The following is a 14,889-nucleotide window of genomic DNA, read 5'->3' as shown; positions in this document are numbered from 1 at the left end:
GTTCCGTGCAAGCACGGACTTTGACTCGTTGCTCGCGTAAATCACCTTCGGTGATGGCATTTTGGCTTGTATGTCTCGGGATTTTGACATATTCATGTCAAAACACCTCGCGGGACAGTGGCTACTGAATAGTTACTTTTGATTTACATAAATAACGGACTAAAATCCGTGTTTACAGAAAATTACTCATCAACAACTTCCAGTACATCCATCGGACATGCTTTTGCACAGATGCCGCAGGCAATACATTTGGATGCCGGGTTGCCCTCTGTTTTTACAATCAGACCAAATGGACAGGCTTCTGCACATTTGCCACAGCCGGTACATTTTTTCTTGTTGATCATATAAACACCCTTTGGATTCTGTGTGATTGCACCTTCCGGACAGGCTTCCGCACATTTGCCGCACTGTGGGCAGGCCATTGGGCGAACAGATTTTTTCTCTACGATCTGGATGCAGGATTTGTCCGGGTCGAATTCTTTATAGAAAGACTCGGAACAGGCTCTGACACATGCCAGACATGCCATACAGGTACTGCCTTTTTTTACTTTCAGTTTCTTCATAGTATCGTATCCTCCGCTTTATCAGTAATGTTACCGAGAAATATTCTCAATAATATTATTGTACAGCAAACGGTAAGAAAGTAAAGAGAAAGTTAGTGAAAATCGTTTAAAAATAGTCAGATTTTCTTACAGAAAATATACCGCGCAAGCCCACCGTATTTGAGGGCTTTTGTTACAAGTTTATACCCCAGCTGCTCAAAATTATGTACACTGTACACATTATCCGGATGTGCGGTTCCCATCAGCCAGCGAAAACCGGCAGAACGAAGCTGCTCTTCTGCGGCTTCCATTAGTTTCTTTTGCAATCCATTGCCACGATAGGAACTGCGCACCATGACAATCTCCATATGTGCCACCAGAGAAAGCTGTAAATCATCCGGTTCCAGATAACTTCCCAGGTTTTCATCACCGAGATCGGAAGTCCGTGCCACAAAAACTGCCGCCAGTTCCTTTCTGCCATCCGCAGCAACTGCCTCCGCTTTCAACCCAAACCCGGAGACTGTCATATAACGAATCAGATCTTCCCGTTCATCCATACTGAACCAGCTTTTTTCGGGGAGTTCACGGTAGATTTCGTTCATACAGTCAAGTACCGTGGGGAGATCCTCCGGGGATATCCGGGAGATGGAAAAGGAAGGAACGGAAGATAAATTGAATTGATCAGACATAGAAAACACTCCTTTGTGCTTGTAATTTAACTCTGACATCTTGAAATAAATATAACCAGTAATAAATATATCGGTAAAAAGATGTTTTGGCAAAGGAAATTTAAAAAAGAAAAAGCGGAGACTGTATTATATCTATTATATCGAGGTGTTCCGCAGACATACCACCCCAATCCCCCGCATACATTGTAAAAATAATGTACGCAGGGGATTTTATCGTGAAGGATTATATTGAGGAGCGTGCAGTAGAAATTGCGGGCTATATCATAGAAACAAAAGCTACGGTGCGGCAGACGGCGAAGCAATTCGGGATCAGTAAGTCTACGGTACATAAAGACTGTACCGATCGTCTTCAGCAGATCAACCCATCCCTGGCACGGGCGGTCCGGAATGTGCTGGATGTCAACAAGCAGGAACGCCATATCCGGGGAGGAATGGCGACCAGGGAGAAGTATCTGCATCTTGGAGAGTAAAGATACAAAACGAAAAAGAGAAAAACAAAACAGAAAACATCCGTCAGGAAAACCGGAGAGAAGGAAAAGCACAGATGGACATAATCCCTTCCGCCTTTACATAGAATAGACAGAACGGCGAGAAGTAAAGGGGGAACAGGATTGTACGATCGTGGTTTGGGGGTGTTGAAACAGTATGGTCTGACCGCGGAGACGGTATTGCGGGGCAGGGGAGCGCTGATCTGTCAGACGGAGAAAGGATGGAAAAGTATCCGCGAATATTGGGGCTCCCCCGGGAGGCTGGAGCAGCAGAGAAAAATACAGAAACGCTGCAAGGAGACCGGGTTCTTACTGGTGGATCAGGTGGAGGAAAATCTGGAAGGACAGGTGGTCACTACGGGAGAAGACGGGATTCCCTATGTAGTGAAAGAATGGTTTCAGGGAACGGAATGTAACACCAGATCCGGGGAAGATATTTTAAGCAGTATGGAAGCGATGGCAAAACTACATACGGTAATGCAGGCAGAGCAGGACGAAGATATGCCCGGGGCAGATCTTCTGGAAGAGTGCCGCAGACACAACCGGGAACTTCGCAGAACCAGAAAATTTGTACAGAAAAAGAAGGCGAAAAACCCGTTTGAAGAGCGGCTGGCGCAGAGCATCACTGCTTTTCTGGAAGCAGGGGAGGGAATGGTAAAAGAACTGGAAGACTCCGATTATGAAAGATTCTGTAAAGAACACAGGCAGGAGGTATGTCACGGGGACTGTAACCAGCATAACATTATTTTTACGCGGGAAGGCATAGGTTTTATGAATTTTGATTACTGGCATTGTGGATCACAGACAGAAGATCTGTGTCTGTTTATGAGAAAAATCCTGGAAAAACATAACTGGGATCCTGAGCTTGGAAGAAGAATGGCAGAACAGTATAATCGAAAGCGATCGCTGTCTGTGGAAGAGTGGAAACATCTGAAACTGTGCCTTTCTTATCCGTGGAGGTATTGGAAACTGGTAAACTATTATGCATCCAGTCAGAAGGTATGGATATCCAGAAAAAACATTGAAAAAATAGAACAGGCAACAGCACTCTGGCAGCCATGGCAACGTTTTTTACAGAGTTTCTGCTGAAAAATAGCTGTGAAAAAGGGCGAAAACACCTAAAAACCTTGACAAAACAAGAGAGGCAGTATATAAATAGGTGTAGCGTTGTAAACCATTCAGCAGGAAAAGCCTGGGAAGGTACGAAAAAGCTATAAGGTATGTAATTACTAATTTACGAAACAGGAGGAATATCATGAACAAAACAGAATTAGTTGCAGCTATGGCTGAACAGACACAGTTATCTAAAAAGGATGCAGAAGCTGCTTTAAAAGCTTTTATCGATGTAGTATCTGAAGAAATGAAAAAAGGAGAAAAAGTACAGCTGGTAGGTTTCGGTACTTTCGAAGTATCTGAAAGAGCAGCAAGAGAAGGAAGAAACCCGGCTACCGGTGAATCCATGGTGATCAAAGCTTCCAAAGCTCCAAAATTTAAAGCTGGAAAAGCTCTGAAAGATCTGGTAAACGAATAATTTACTTATGAGATTAGATAAATATTTGAAAGTTTCCCGCCTGATCAAACGAAGAACTGTGGCAAATGAGGCCTGTGATGCAGGAAGAGTCCTGATCAATGACCGCCCGGCGAAAGCGTCTGCACAGGTGAAGGAAGGAGATGTTCTGGAGATCCAGTTCGGCAGCAAAGCTGTCAGAGTGGAAGTGCTGAATGTACAGGAGACTGTGAAGAAAGAAGAGGCTCAGGAACTGTATCGTTATCTGTAGAGCAAAAAGGACAGTCCGGCATAAGCCTTTTGAGAGGGCACAGAGGAACAGCGAAGGAAATAACATGAGAAGTAGGATCCCTTCATATAATGTATCAGTACATTGTATGGAGGGATTTTTATATGGAAGAAAAGAAAGAAGTAACGCACAGCCTCCATCTGGAACAGAGAGGGCATGGATTGATCACCGGGGTCACTGAGATGAAATCATTTGATGAAGAAAACATTTTTATGGAAACGAGCCAGGGTACACTGGCGATCAGGGGAAGCAGCCTCCATGTATGCCGTCTGGAGCTTGAGAAGGGAGAGGCAGAGATTGAGGGAAAAGTAGACAGTCTGATCTATACACAGGGGAGAAAAGAAAAAAAGAAAGGAAGCCTGTTAAAAAGGCTGTTTCAGTAGATGAGCACCTATATGGGGAGAGAGCTGGAACTGCTGGTACAAAGTATGATCTGCGGTGCTCTTCTTGTTCTGGTTTATGATGGGATCCGAATCTTTCGGATAATAGGAAAACGGGTGAAAAGTCTGGATACTGCGGTGGATATTTTGTTTTGGAGCGCAGCCGGGCTTTTTTTATTTTTTATGTGTCTGAGAGAGAACGGGGGAAGCGTGCGGTGTTATCTGCTTTGCGGAATTTTGCTGGGAGCAGGTGTCTGGTATTGGGGAATCGGGCATTTTTATAGAGAATTTGCATTTATTTTGGCAAAAAGGTTGCATTTTTGTTTACAAAGAGTTACAATTTTTTTACTTGTAAAAATGCGTAAATTCTGTTTAAAAATACGTAAAGGCCCGGGGTTAGATAAAAGTAAGGGAGCGTGGAATGAAAAAAAGGAAAAGTGCTGCGCGAGGAAAAAACGCAGGAGCACGACGGATAAAGGTTCAGAATAGAGTCGCGATGATTTCTATCAGTATGGTAGTCTGTATGCTGGTGGTATTGCTTGCTTTCAAAGAGCATTCGTTGCAGGTGAAATATCAGACAAATGAAAACAGAAAGGCTCAGCTTGAAGAAGAGATAACGACAGAAGAGGCCCGTACCAAAGATATTGAAGATATGCAGGAATATATGCAGAGCGACGAATATGCGGAAAAGATTGCAAAAGAGAAGATCGGTCTGGTAAAGGACAACGAGATTATCTTTAAAGAAAATAAATAAGCAAAAAATGGTTGTTCGTGTCAAAAATTTCTGACCGGACAGCCTGTCTGTTTGACAAGTTTTTTGCAGCATGTCATCTATAATAAGTTTTCAGGAGTAACTGTGAAAAGAGGAAGCAGTTATCAGCGTAAGATGCCGTAAGGGGGTTATGGATGCATGCAGATATGGATGGTTGCCATGCTCGCAGTCAGTGCAGTGCTGATACTACGGGACATGGCAAAACTTGTTTTCACGGGGAGAAAAAAGGGTCGTCCGGTATACGATGTTTATCCACAGAAAGAAAAGATTGACCGGTATGCACGGTCTTTACAGAAACTTGCTCATACGTTCTATGAGATGCCCAGCAGGCAGGAACAGCTGAGCCAGGCAGAAGTACAGGATATGTTTGTGCAGGTGCAACAGCGGGTGTGCATGGAGTGCTCCGGAAGAGAAAACTGCTGGTCAGATCTTGATCCGCGAACCAGCCAGCAGGTATTTGAACTGCTGCAGATCATAGAAGAGGGCAATCCCGACCGCTTTTTACGTGCACAGAGTGAATGGCTTGGGCAGTGCCACCAGGCTTTCAGGTTTACAGAGGAGCTGCAGCGCATCTTTTTTGAAACCAGAGAAGAATTGTTGTATCGCAATCGGCTGATTGAAAACAGGATTGCTGTGGCGGAACAGCTACAGGAGGTGGCGCGGACGATCCGGAAAATTTCGTCTGATGTCAGTGCGGTGTGTATCCTGCCGGATGAGGAAGAAGAGCGGATGCGAAAATATATGCATAAACAGAGAATCCTGGTAAAACAGATCTGGTTTCTTGATCGACAGGACGAAAAGAAACGGATTTCCCTCACGATGCGCACACGGGGAGGACAATGTCTGACCATGAAAGAAGTCGCGAAGCATCTTTCACATGTGTGTGGCTGTCGGATGGTTCCGTCACAGGACAGTAAGGCCGTACTGAACAGCGAGTGGCGTACGGTACTGTTCTGTGAGGATGTGAACTATAAAGTGCTTTACGGTGTGGCCAGAGTCACGAAAGAACGGGAGACGATTTCCGGGGATAATTATGCCTGTGCAGCCACAGATGAACAATTTACGATGTGTCTTTCGGATGGGATGGGGTCCGGTATGGAGGCGAGTAAGGAAAGTGAAACTGTGGTAGAATTACTGGAACAGTTCGTAACTTCGGGGTTCTCCAGAGAGACAGCGGTACGAATGGTGAATTCGGCATTGATCTTACAGCGAAAAGGTGGGATGTTTTCCAGCCTGGATGTGTGTTCGCTGGATCTGTATACGGGCATCTGCGAATTTTTAAAGGCAGGGGCTGCTACAACGTTTATACGGAGAGGCAACTGGGTGGAGACGATCACTTCTACCAGTATGGCAGCAGGACTGGTACAGAAACTGGAATTTGAAAAAACAACAAAAAAATTATATGACGGTGATTATCTGGTAATGGTCACGGATGGTGTACTGGATGCTTTTGGGGAAGAGCCCGGAGAAGAAATCTTAAAGGAGTGGATTCTGCAGGCACAGGAACAGATGCCAAAAGAACTGGGGAGGCATCTGTTGGAAAAAACATTACAGTATGCAGACTACCGGGCAAAAGATGACATGACAGTCCTGGTTGCGGGAATATGGAGAAAATAAATGACTACAAAAGGCAGAAGTGGACAAACTGATAAAACGATGTGGAAAACAGAACAGAAAGTGAAAACATATGTGGAAAAATTCCACATGATCGAACCGGGTGACACCATTGTACTGGGGATTTCCGGTGGGGCAGATTCGGTGTGCCTGCTGAAGCTCCTTTCAAAGTGGAAAGAATCATGGGGAATTTCGCTGAAGGCGGTTCATGTACATCATCAGCTGCGGGGGAAGGAGGCAGATGATGACGAGGCCTTTGTTCGACGACTCTGTGAAGGAGAAGGAATTGTCTGCCAGGTGTTTCATGAGGATGTACAGGGAATTGCCAACCGGGAAAAAACAGGTCTTGAGGAGGCGGGAAGGCTTGCAAGGTATCGGTGTTTTACAAAAGTCTGTGAAGAGGCCGGCGGAGGAAAGATTGCTCTTGCCCATCATCAGGATGATCTTGCGGAAACGATGCTTCATCACCTGGTGAGAGGAACAGGCATAGCGGGTCTTTGCAGCCTGAAACCGGTATCCGGCAATCGGATCCGGCCATTACTCTGTCTGGGAAAAGAGGAGATTCTGGCATATCTGGAAGAGGCAGGACAGTCCTGGAGAACAGACAGCAGTAATCTGGAAGATGATTATACCAGAAACCGGATCCGGCATCATGTGCTGGAAGAACTGAAAACAGAGGTTAATCCACAGGCAGTGAGGCATATGGCACAGCTGAGCGAAGAACTGGAAGAAGCCAGAGAAGTGCTTGCCCGGGTGGCAGAGAAAGAGAGAAAACAATATGTAAAAGAAGATGCAGATGGTGCTATACTTTTAGAAGCACTGAAAAAAGAACCGGATCTGATCAGCCGGCAGATCATACACACACTTTTAAAAGAGATTTCAGGGAAACAGAAGAATTTTACCAGAATCCATATAGAAGCGGTGCAGCAGTTATGGAAACAGAAGGTAGGGGCAAGAAGAGATCTTCCTTATGAGATGCAGGCAAGGCGAACCTATGATGGGATTCTGCTGGGACAGAAAAAAGAAAAAACCAGCAATACCGGAAAAAATGAAGCAATTCCGGTAACGGTACAGAGTTCGCAGTCAGAATCTTTTCAGGCAGGAGATCTGATTCTTACAGTAAGTCTGATTTCCCGTGATTTTGGGAAAATACAGGAAAAGAAGTATACGAAATGGTTTGATTATGATAGAATAGAACAGAAACTGGTGATCCGACACAGACAGCCGGGAGATCGGATCTGTCTTTTTGACGGAGGAGGCAGTAAGAAACTGAAAGATTACCTGATCGACCGAAAGATCCCGGTGGAAGAACGGGATCAGCTGTGGCTTCTGGCAGACGGTTCTGAGATCCTGTGGATCATAGGAGACAGAATCAGCGCAGCGTATAAAGTGAAGGAGCAAAGCAGTCGAATCTTACAGGCAGAGATTAAAGGAGGAAGTACTCATGAGTGATAAAATCAGTGTATTGATCAGCGAAGAGGATGTAGAAAAGAGGATTCAGGAGATAGGATCGGCAATCAGCAAAGAATACGAAGGAAAATGCGTACATCTGATCTGTATATTAAAAGGTGGCGTATTTTTTGCATGCGAACTTGCAAAAAGAATCAGTGTACCGGTAACCATGGACTTTATGTCCGTATCCAGCTATGGAGATGACACGAAATCAAGCGGTGTTGTAAAAATTGTGAAAGATCTGGATCAGCCGCTGGAAGGAAGAGATGTTCTGATCGTGGAGGATATCATTGATTCCGGACGTACTTTAAGTTATCTGATCGAGATTCTGAAAAAGAGAAATCCGGCAAGCCTGAAACTGTGTACACTGCTGGACAAACCGGAACGTCGTGTGAAAGAAGTACATGTAGATTATACCTGTTTTAATATTCCGGATGAATTTGTTGTAGGTTATGGTCTGGATTACGCACAGCGTTACAGAAATCTGCCGTTTATCGGCGTGGTAGAACCGGGTGCAGGAGAAGAATAATAACCTGGGAAACCGTAACTGTGAAGGTACTGAACAGTTACTATAAATGAATAAAAACAGTCACAGACTGAAAAAAATATAGAGTGTACGCAGGGTATCTTCCGGAAAATATTTCGTAGAGATTTCCTGCGTACCTCAGACCCGAAAGGAGAAACAACGTGTCAAAACAACTGAAAGGGGTAGGAGTCTGGCTGATTGTAATGGTGCTGATGATTGTCGGATTGTCCTATCTTGGCGAGAAGCTGCAGACGCAGAATAACTATTCCTATAAAGAACTGGAAGAGGATCTGGAAAATCATCGGGTGGCAGAGGCAGTGATTCATCAGAACCAGCAGACGCCTACCGGCCAGCTGATTGCGGTTCTTATGAACGGAAGAAGTAAAGATATGTATATTGACGATGTCAAAGAAGTACGTCAGATGCTGGAAGATGCAAATGTATCTTATCAGATGACAGATGTACCGAAGGAAAGTAAACTGCTCAGCGTGGGTGTTCCGATCGCCTCTCTTGGTGTGATGGTGATTCTGCTGTTTATGCTGATGGGAAGAAACGCCGGAAGCGGTGGCGGCGGAAGCAAAATGATGAATTTTGGCAAAAGCCGTGCACAGCTGACGCAACCATCCGGCAAACGATTTACTTTCCGTGATGTTGCCGGTCTGCAGGAGGAAAAAGAAGATCTGAAAGAGATCGTTGATTTCCTGAAAAGCCCGGATAAATATAACAAAGTAGGTGCAAGAATCCCGAAAGGTGTACTTCTGGTAGGCCCTCCGGGTACCGGTAAGACACTGATGGCAAAAGCAGTTGCAGGGGAAGCGGGCGTTCCGTTCTTTTCTATCTCAGGATCTGATTTTGTGGAAATGTTTGTCGGTGTTGGTGCTTCCCGTGTCCGTGATCTTTTTGAGGAAGGAAAACGTCACAGCCCGTGTATTATCTTTATTGATGAGATCGATGCTGTGGCAAGACGAAGAGGAACCGGCATGGGCGGCGGTCATGACGAAAGAGAACAGACGCTGAACCAGTTACTGGTAGAGATGGATGGTTTCGGAGTTAATGAGGGAATCATCGTGATGGCAGCAACCAACCGTGTGGATATCCTGGATCCGGCCATTCTTCGTCCGGGACGATTTGACCGTACCATCGCGGTAGGTGCACCGGATGTCCGCGGAAGAGAGGAGATCCTGAAGGTTCATGCAAAGGGCAAACCCCTGGGAGATGATGTGGATCTGCCACAGATCGCACAGACCACCGCAGGATTTACAGGAGCGGAACTGGAGAATCTGCTGAATGAAGCGGCCATCCTGGCAGCAAAAGAGGATCGTCAGTTCCTTTGCCAGAAAGATATCCAGAAAGCATTTATCAAAGTCGGTATCGGAACGGAAAAACACAGCCGCGTGATCTCGGAAAAAGAGAAAAAGATCACAGCGTACCATGAAGCAGGTCACGCAATCCTGTTCCATGTGCTCGAAAAGATGGATCCGGTGTATACAATCTCCATTATTCCGACGGGAGCCGGTGCAGCGGGTTATACGATGCCGCTTCCGAACCGGGATGAGATGTTTAATACCAGAGGAAAGATGCTGGAAAATATTGAAGTATGCCTTGGTGGAAGAATCGCAGAGGAACTGATCTTTGACGATATCACCACCGGTGCATCCGAAGATATCCGCCGTGCCACAGGCATCGCCAAAGCAATGGTGACAAAATATGGTATGTCTGCCAATATGGGTATGGTGACCTACGGTGATGAGCAGGACGAAGTCTTTATCGGCAGAGATTTGGCGCACAGCCGTGGATTCAGCGAGACGACAGCGGCAGCGATTGATCGGGAAGTAAAAGAAATTATCGATGAGTGTTATGTAAAAGCGAAAGCAAGTATCCAGGCACACAGATATGTTTTGGAACACTGTGCACAGCTTCTTCTGGAAAAAGAGAAGATTGGAAGAACAGAATTCGAAAAATTATTCGAAGAGGAAAAAAATGCGGCAGCTTCCGGGGAAATTGTATAAAATTCCGAAGAGAAAAAATAAGAGATTTTTTATCTGTAAAAAAATGAATAAAAAACTGTACAAAAAAAATCCATGTTTGTGCACACTTTTCCCTGGCTACATGCTATTATAATAACTGTAAAAACCCCCCAATACATTATATAGTTTTTGCTACACCCCATAAGAGAAATACCTTCTCCAAAAAAGACAGCTTTGGCTGTCTTTTTTTCTTTCTTGCATATCAATAACCGGTTCGCCGGCTCAAGTCCGGTGCCCTGCTATCAATAACGGAAAAATCGTGGCTTATACGGGAAAATAATATTTGCAATTCACAGGAAGCTATAATAAAATGGAAAAGTATTAGCAGAAAATAAAGGAGTTTGCGATATATGAAAGCGATTTTGCAGGGATTTTATCAGAAAGAACATTTCTGGCGGAGACTTGGCGTGGTACTGCTGGCAGTATTCGGAATGGGATTTGCATTGTCGTTGTTACTGCTGGTGGATATGGGAACAGATCCGTGCAGTATGATGAACAAAGCGATTTCCGCAAAGATCGGTATGAGTTTTGGAAACTGGCAGGCACTGATGAACACGGTGCTTCTGATACTGGTTGTAATCTTCGGAGGAAGAAATCTTGGCTTTGGAACACTGGCGAATATGTTTCTCATCGGATACTTTGTAGACTTCTTCACATGGATCTGGAACCGGGTACTGCCGGCAGATTTTTTTACCACGTTGCCGGTTCGGATCGCAGTACTGATTCCATCGGTGATACTGTTCATTCTGACAGTTGCTTTATATGTGGATGTGGATATGGGAACAGCTCCGTATGATGCCATTCCAATTATTATTTCCGGACATTTGCCAAAAGTACCGTTTAAGGTGATACGGATCGCCTTTGATTTTTCGGTAACTATGATCGGGTTTTCCTTTGGCGGAAAGATTGGAGCGATGACTGTCATTATGATCCTGGCTCTGGGGCCTGTGATCCAGTGGCTTGGTGATATCATGAAAAAGCATTTTCCTGCACTGACAGGAGAAGGATGAGAATAAAATAGAATATAAGTGTAACTATTTAGCAGGCGGTATCCTGCGCGGGTACTGAACGGTTACATATAAGCGACTGCGAGAAGGGAAGGGAAAACATGGAAGATTTGAATAATGTACTCCGTGCACAGGAATATATCAATAAAATGCGACCGGTATTTAATAAACGGGCCTTATACAGCGATGAGACAGCACAGTACAGAACACCGATGGAACCGGAACCGGGAGATATCGTCACGGTTCGATTCCGGACACTGAAAAACAATGTAGATGCTGTTTATTTTATCAGCGGTACGATCCGCAAAGAGATGAAAGTGGAGAAGAGCCGGGAAGGATTTGATTATTATGCGATTCAGATTCCGGTGGGAAGTGAACCGATCCATTATTATTTTGAGATCCGGGCAGGAAAAATTGTCTGTTATTACAATGAACTTGGTGTGACCCGTCAGCTGCAGGAACAGTATTCTTTTGGTATTATCCCGGGATTCCATACACCGGACTGGGCAAAAGGGGCGGTAATGTACCAGATTTTTGTGGATCGTTTTTATAACGGAGATAGCTCCAACGATGTGCTGACCAATGAATATTTTTATATTTCCGGTCACAGCAGACGGATCGAAGACTGGAGCAAGATCCCGGACAATATGGACGTGAACAATTTCTACGGTGGCGATCTGCAGGGTGTTATGGATAAACTGGACTATCTGCAGGATCTCGGTGTGGAAGTCATCTATCTGAATCCGATCTTTGTATCACCGTCGAACCACAAGTATGACATTCAGGATTATGACTATGTGGATCCGCATTTTGGAAAGATCGTTCACGACGAGGGTAATCTGCTGGCAGACTGGGACAAAGACAATACCCATGCCAAACGATATATTGACCGTGTGACCAACAAAGAAAATCTGGAAGCCAGCAATCAGCTGTTCATCGAGCTGGTGGAAGAGATCCACAAAAGAGGCATGAAAGTGATCCTGGACGGTGTATTTAACCATTGTGGATCCTTTAACAAATGGCTGGACCGGGAACGGATCTATGAAAATCAGTCGGGCTACGAAAAAGGCGCATTTATCAGTGGAGACAGCCCGTATCACAGCTTTTTTAAGTTCCATAATGAACACTGCTGGCCTTACAATGAATTCTATGACGGCTGGTGGGGACATAATACACTTCCAAAGCTGAATTATGAAGATTCTGAAAAACTATACGAGGATATCCTGCGCATCGCGAAAAAATGGGTTTCTGCACCGTTTTACGTGGATGGCTGGCGTCTGGATGTGGCAGCGGATCTGGGGCACAGTGCGGAGTACAATCATAAGTTCTGGAGGCAGTTCCGAAAGGTGGTAAAAGAGGCTAATCCGGAGGCGATCATTATCGCAGAACACTACGGAGATGCCAGTCCGTGGCTGCAGGGAGATCAGTGGGATACCGTTATGAACTATGATGCGTTTATGGAGCCGATTTCCTGGTTTTTGACCGGACTTGAAAAGCACAGTGATCAGTACCGGCAGGATCTGAAAGGGAATGCAGAGTGTTTCCGTGATTCCATGCGCTATAACGGTTCACGATTCTATGCACCGTCTCTTCTGACTGCGATGAACGAGCTGGATAATCACGATCATTCCAGATTTCTTACGAGAACCAACAGCCGTGTAGGACGTATCAATACAGTTGGCGCGAGAGCAGCCGAGGAAGGAATCAACAAGGCTATTTTAAGAGAAGCAGTTGCCATTCAGATGACCTGGCCGGGTGCTCCTACTGTTTATTATGGAGATGAAGCCGGTGTCTGTGGTTTCACCGATCCGGATAACCGGAGAACGTATCCGTGGGGACATGAGGACCAGTATCTGGTACAGTTCTACCGGGATGCGATCCGGATGCACAGAGAACTGCCGGTATTAAAATACGGATCTGTAAAGATGCTGAAAGAAGACTATAATCTGATTTCCTTTGGGCGTTTCAATGAAAACGAGCAGGTTGTCGTTGTCATCAATAACAACAACGAAAACAAGAAAGTAGAGATTCCGGTATGGGAGACCGGTATCAGCAGAAGTGTCGATACTACCATGACCAGAATTCTTGACAGCAACGCCATCGCCTACGATATGGAACAGAAAGAATACCCGGTAGTGGCAGGCTACCTGGAACTGGAGATGTCCCCGCTGGAAGCAATTGTCCTGTGCAGGGGATGTGAACTTCCACAGAAGAAGGACGAAGAAGCTGCTGAGAAAGAGGGAGATGCATCCACAGTTCTCAATAATTAAAAAACTAAAAATATCTTGCAAATCAGTTAGAAAAGACTTGCAATTTAAAAAAGATTGCGTTATAATTCTATCTTGTCAGAGCGTGTGAATGCTTTGACAAGATATGGATGGATTCCCGAGTGGCCAAAGGGGACAGACTGTAAATCTGCTGCAAATTGCTTCGGTGGTTCGAATCCACCTCCATCCATTAGGATAAAGGTAGTTCAGAGTTGAAATTGCTGAAATGATAGCAAAAAGGCTCGAATCCACCTCCATCCATCGGATAAAGGTAGTTCAGAGTTGAGATTGCTGAAATGATAGCAAAAAGGCTCAAATCCACCTCCATCCATTAGTGCGTATGAAAGTTAGCTAGCTGGGACAGTGCTTGCACGTATGCCCACGATTGAAGCCGTATTCATATGTATATGCCGCAGTGGCGGAACTGGCAGACGCCCGGGACTTAAAATCCCGTGGGTAGTGATACCCGTACCGGTTCGATTCCGGTCTGCGGCAGTAGTTGAAGATAAGAGAAACGTTGAAGATACAGCGTTTCTCTTTTTTAATTTACAGGAAATTGCTTTTCTGCAAATTAAAAATACTCTGCCAAAAGCTTGAAAAGGAAATGACAAAGTGCTATTGTCGATATTGAGGCAGGGATCAGATGGGTATGCAGCAAATGGTTGATGGGAGCATATATGGGAAGTTTAAGTGTAATACCTTTCATAGGAATTTTGGGAATACTGTTTATAGTATTTAATATATTTCTTTTTGTGCTGGTAGTACTGACGATTATATTTGGTGTTATAAGATTTAAGAAGAAAAAGTTTAAAAAGATATTTCTTGTATTATTAGCGATAACTGTTTTAGCAGGAATAAAGGATTATCAAATAGTAAATGAATTTGTGAATTATGATGAGATAGTGGAGATTATTGACAGACTTGAAATCTAAAATCGGGAGCAACGAATTTGTTGCTCCCGATTTTAGATAGCAAAAAAGCACGAGACGGGATTCGAACCCGCGACCCTCGCCTTGGCAAGGCGATACTCCACCACTGAGCCACTCGTGCATAAATAACTGATATTCAGTTAAAAGCGGGTGATGGGAATCGAACCCACGTATCCAGCTTGGAAGGCTGGTGTTCTACCATTGAACTACACCCGCAAGTGTTTGTTGCTGACAACATAATGTAGTATATATTATCCAGTCGAGATTGTCAAGAACTTTTTTAACTTTTTTTGAAAAGTTTTTTGTTCCTGGCATCGGATGAACCGATAATGCCCAGAACCGGAATCGAACCAGTGACACGAGGATTTTCAGTCCTCTGCTCTACCAACTGAGCTATCTG

General features: G+C 44.7%; 16 protein-coding genes and 4 tRNA genes. 16 read left to right on the top strand and 4 right to left on the bottom strand.

The window, feature by feature from the left end:
* Positions 1-182: 182 nt before the first annotated feature.
* Positions 183-563, bottom strand: a complete 381-nt coding sequence (locus MSA64_RS10065; protein WP_022171055.1) for a 4Fe-4S binding protein — start codon at positions 561-563, stop codon at positions 183-185.
* 116 nt (positions 564-679) lie between these two features.
* On the bottom strand, positions 680-1,231 hold the full coding sequence (locus MSA64_RS10060; RefSeq protein ID WP_205839910.1) for a GNAT family N-acetyltransferase: 552 nt from the start codon (positions 1,229-1,231) through the stop codon (positions 680-682).
* A 215-nt stretch (positions 1,232-1,446) separates the two neighbouring features.
* Between MSA64_RS10060 and spoIIID the strand changes: the two genes are divergently transcribed.
* The 16 genes from spoIIID (at position 1,447) to MSA64_RS09980 (ending at position 14,492) form a co-directional block, all read left to right on the top strand.
* On the top strand, positions 1,447-1,701 hold the full coding sequence (gene spoIIID, locus MSA64_RS10055; RefSeq protein ID WP_215636701.1) for a sporulation transcriptional regulator SpoIIID: 255 nt from the start codon (positions 1,447-1,449) through the stop codon (positions 1,699-1,701).
* 141 nt (positions 1,702-1,842) lie between these two features.
* A complete protein-coding gene (locus tag MSA64_RS10050; RefSeq protein ID WP_277663658.1) occupies positions 1,843-2,808 on the top strand; it encodes a phosphotransferase in 966 nt (321 codons plus the stop codon).
* A gap of 166 nt (positions 2,809-2,974) precedes the next feature.
* On the top strand, positions 2,975-3,250 hold the full coding sequence (locus MSA64_RS10045; RefSeq protein WP_022171059.1) for an HU family DNA-binding protein: 276 nt from the start codon (positions 2,975-2,977) through the stop codon (positions 3,248-3,250).
* Positions 3,251-3,257: 7 nt separating this feature from the next.
* The gene (locus MSA64_RS10040; protein ID WP_022171060.1) at positions 3,258-3,497 is read left to right on the top strand and encodes an RNA-binding S4 domain-containing protein; all 240 of its coding nucleotides are present in this window, start codon (positions 3,258-3,260) and stop codon (positions 3,495-3,497) included.
* Positions 3,498-3,619: 122 nt separating this feature from the next.
* Positions 3,620-3,898 carry a sporulation protein YabP gene (gene yabP / locus MSA64_RS10035; RefSeq protein WP_106491738.1) on the top strand — a complete coding sequence of 93 codons (279 nt, stop codon included), beginning with the start codon at positions 3,620-3,622 and terminating at the stop codon, positions 3,896-3,898.
* The gene (gene yabQ / locus MSA64_RS10030) at positions 3,899-4,384 is read left to right on the top strand and encodes a spore cortex biosynthesis protein YabQ (RefSeq protein ID WP_321070767.1); all 486 of its coding nucleotides are present in this window, start codon (positions 3,899-3,901) and stop codon (positions 4,382-4,384) included.
* A gap of 7 nt (positions 4,385-4,391) precedes the next feature.
* The gene (locus MSA64_RS10025; RefSeq protein ID WP_022171063.1) at positions 4,392-4,649 is read left to right on the top strand and encodes an FtsB family cell division protein; all 258 of its coding nucleotides are present in this window, start codon (positions 4,392-4,394) and stop codon (positions 4,647-4,649) included.
* A gap of 156 nt (positions 4,650-4,805) precedes the next feature.
* Entirely contained in the window at positions 4,806-6,284 is a 1,479-nt protein-coding gene (locus tag MSA64_RS10020; RefSeq protein WP_154431710.1) for a SpoIIE family protein phosphatase, read from the top strand.
* On the top strand, positions 6,285-7,733 hold the full coding sequence (gene tilS, locus MSA64_RS10015) for a tRNA lysidine(34) synthetase TilS (protein ID WP_154431711.1): 1,449 nt from the start codon (positions 6,285-6,287) through the stop codon (positions 7,731-7,733).
* Positions 7,726-8,262: a hypoxanthine phosphoribosyltransferase gene (gene hpt, locus MSA64_RS10010; protein ID WP_287891501.1), complete on the top strand. Its 537-nt coding sequence runs from the start codon at positions 7,726-7,728 to the stop codon at positions 8,260-8,262. Before tilS ends, hpt begins: the two co-directional genes overlap by 8 nt.
* Before the next feature lie 158 nt (positions 8,263-8,420).
* A complete protein-coding gene (gene ftsH / locus MSA64_RS10005; protein ID WP_287891500.1) occupies positions 8,421-10,268 on the top strand; it encodes an ATP-dependent zinc metalloprotease FtsH in 1,848 nt (615 codons plus the stop codon).
* A 368-nt stretch (positions 10,269-10,636) separates the two neighbouring features.
* Positions 10,637-11,296 carry a YczE/YyaS/YitT family protein gene (locus MSA64_RS10000; RefSeq protein WP_287891499.1) on the top strand — a complete coding sequence of 220 codons (660 nt, stop codon included), beginning with the start codon at positions 10,637-10,639 and terminating at the stop codon, positions 11,294-11,296.
* A 98-nt stretch (positions 11,297-11,394) separates the two neighbouring features.
* On the top strand, positions 11,395-13,563 hold the full coding sequence (locus MSA64_RS09995) for a glycoside hydrolase family 13 protein (RefSeq protein ID WP_154431713.1): 2,169 nt from the start codon (positions 11,395-11,397) through the stop codon (positions 13,561-13,563).
* A 105-nt stretch (positions 13,564-13,668) separates the two neighbouring features.
* Positions 13,669-13,750, top strand: a tRNA-Tyr gene (locus MSA64_RS09990).
* Positions 13,751-13,969: 219 nt separating this feature from the next.
* Positions 13,970-14,055 (top strand) — tRNA-Leu (locus MSA64_RS09985).
* A 182-nt stretch (positions 14,056-14,237) separates the two neighbouring features.
* Positions 14,238-14,492, top strand: a complete 255-nt coding sequence (locus tag MSA64_RS09980; RefSeq protein WP_287891498.1) for a hypothetical protein — start codon at positions 14,238-14,240, stop codon at positions 14,490-14,492.
* Between the two features lie 46 nt (positions 14,493-14,538).
* Here MSA64_RS09980 and MSA64_RS09975 read toward each other — a convergent pair.
* Positions 14,539-14,610 (bottom strand) — tRNA-Gly (locus tag MSA64_RS09975).
* Positions 14,611-14,634: 24 nt separating this feature from the next.
* Positions 14,635-14,705, bottom strand: a tRNA-Gly gene (locus tag MSA64_RS09970).
* Positions 14,706-14,889: the final 184 nt, after the last annotated feature.

It is taken from the genome of Oliverpabstia sp. (genome assembly GCF_022785585.1).
GTDB classification, from domain to species: Bacteria; Bacillota; Clostridia; order Lachnospirales; family Lachnospiraceae; genus Oliverpabstia; species Oliverpabstia intestinalis.
Note: the sequence above shows the minus strand (reverse complement) of the source record. Positions and strands in the feature narration are given on the sequence as shown.

Excerpts from the sequence above, each read along its gene's own strand:
- MSA64_RS10020 (WP_154431710.1), top strand. The coding sequence starts at position 4,806 with ATGCAGATATGGATGGTTGCCATGCTCGCAGTCAGTGCAGTGCTGATA.
- MSA64_RS10045 (WP_022171059.1), top strand. The coding sequence starts at position 2,975 with ATGAACAAAACAGAATTAGTTGCAGCTATGGCTGAACAGACACAGTTA.
- MSA64_RS09980 (WP_287891498.1), top strand. The coding sequence starts at position 14,238 with ATGGGAAGTTTAAGTGTAATACCTTTCATAGGAATTTTGGGAATACTG.
- yabQ (WP_321070767.1), top strand. The coding sequence starts at position 3,899 with ATGAGCACCTATATGGGGAGAGAGCTGGAACTGCTGGTACAAAGTATG.
- MSA64_RS10040 (WP_022171060.1), top strand. The coding sequence starts at position 3,258 with ATGAGATTAGATAAATATTTGAAAGTTTCCCGCCTGATCAAACGAAGA.
- MSA64_RS10065 (WP_022171055.1), bottom strand. The coding sequence starts at position 563 with ATGAAGAAACTGAAAGTAAAAAAAGGCAGTACCTGTATGGCATGTCTG.
- hpt (WP_287891501.1), top strand. The coding sequence starts at position 7,726 with ATGAGTGATAAAATCAGTGTATTGATCAGCGAAGAGGATGTAGAAAAG.
- yabP (WP_106491738.1), top strand. The coding sequence starts at position 3,620 with ATGGAAGAAAAGAAAGAAGTAACGCACAGCCTCCATCTGGAACAGAGA.
- MSA64_RS09995 (WP_154431713.1), top strand. The coding sequence starts at position 11,395 with ATGGAAGATTTGAATAATGTACTCCGTGCACAGGAATATATCAATAAA.
- MSA64_RS10000 (WP_287891499.1), top strand. The coding sequence starts at position 10,637 with ATGAAAGCGATTTTGCAGGGATTTTATCAGAAAGAACATTTCTGGCGG.
- MSA64_RS10025 (WP_022171063.1), top strand. The coding sequence starts at position 4,392 with ATGATTTCTATCAGTATGGTAGTCTGTATGCTGGTGGTATTGCTTGCT.
- tilS (WP_154431711.1), top strand. The coding sequence starts at position 6,285 with ATGACTACAAAAGGCAGAAGTGGACAAACTGATAAAACGATGTGGAAA.
- MSA64_RS10060 (WP_205839910.1), bottom strand. The coding sequence starts at position 1,231 with ATGTCTGATCAATTCAATTTATCTTCCGTTCCTTCCTTTTCCATCTCC.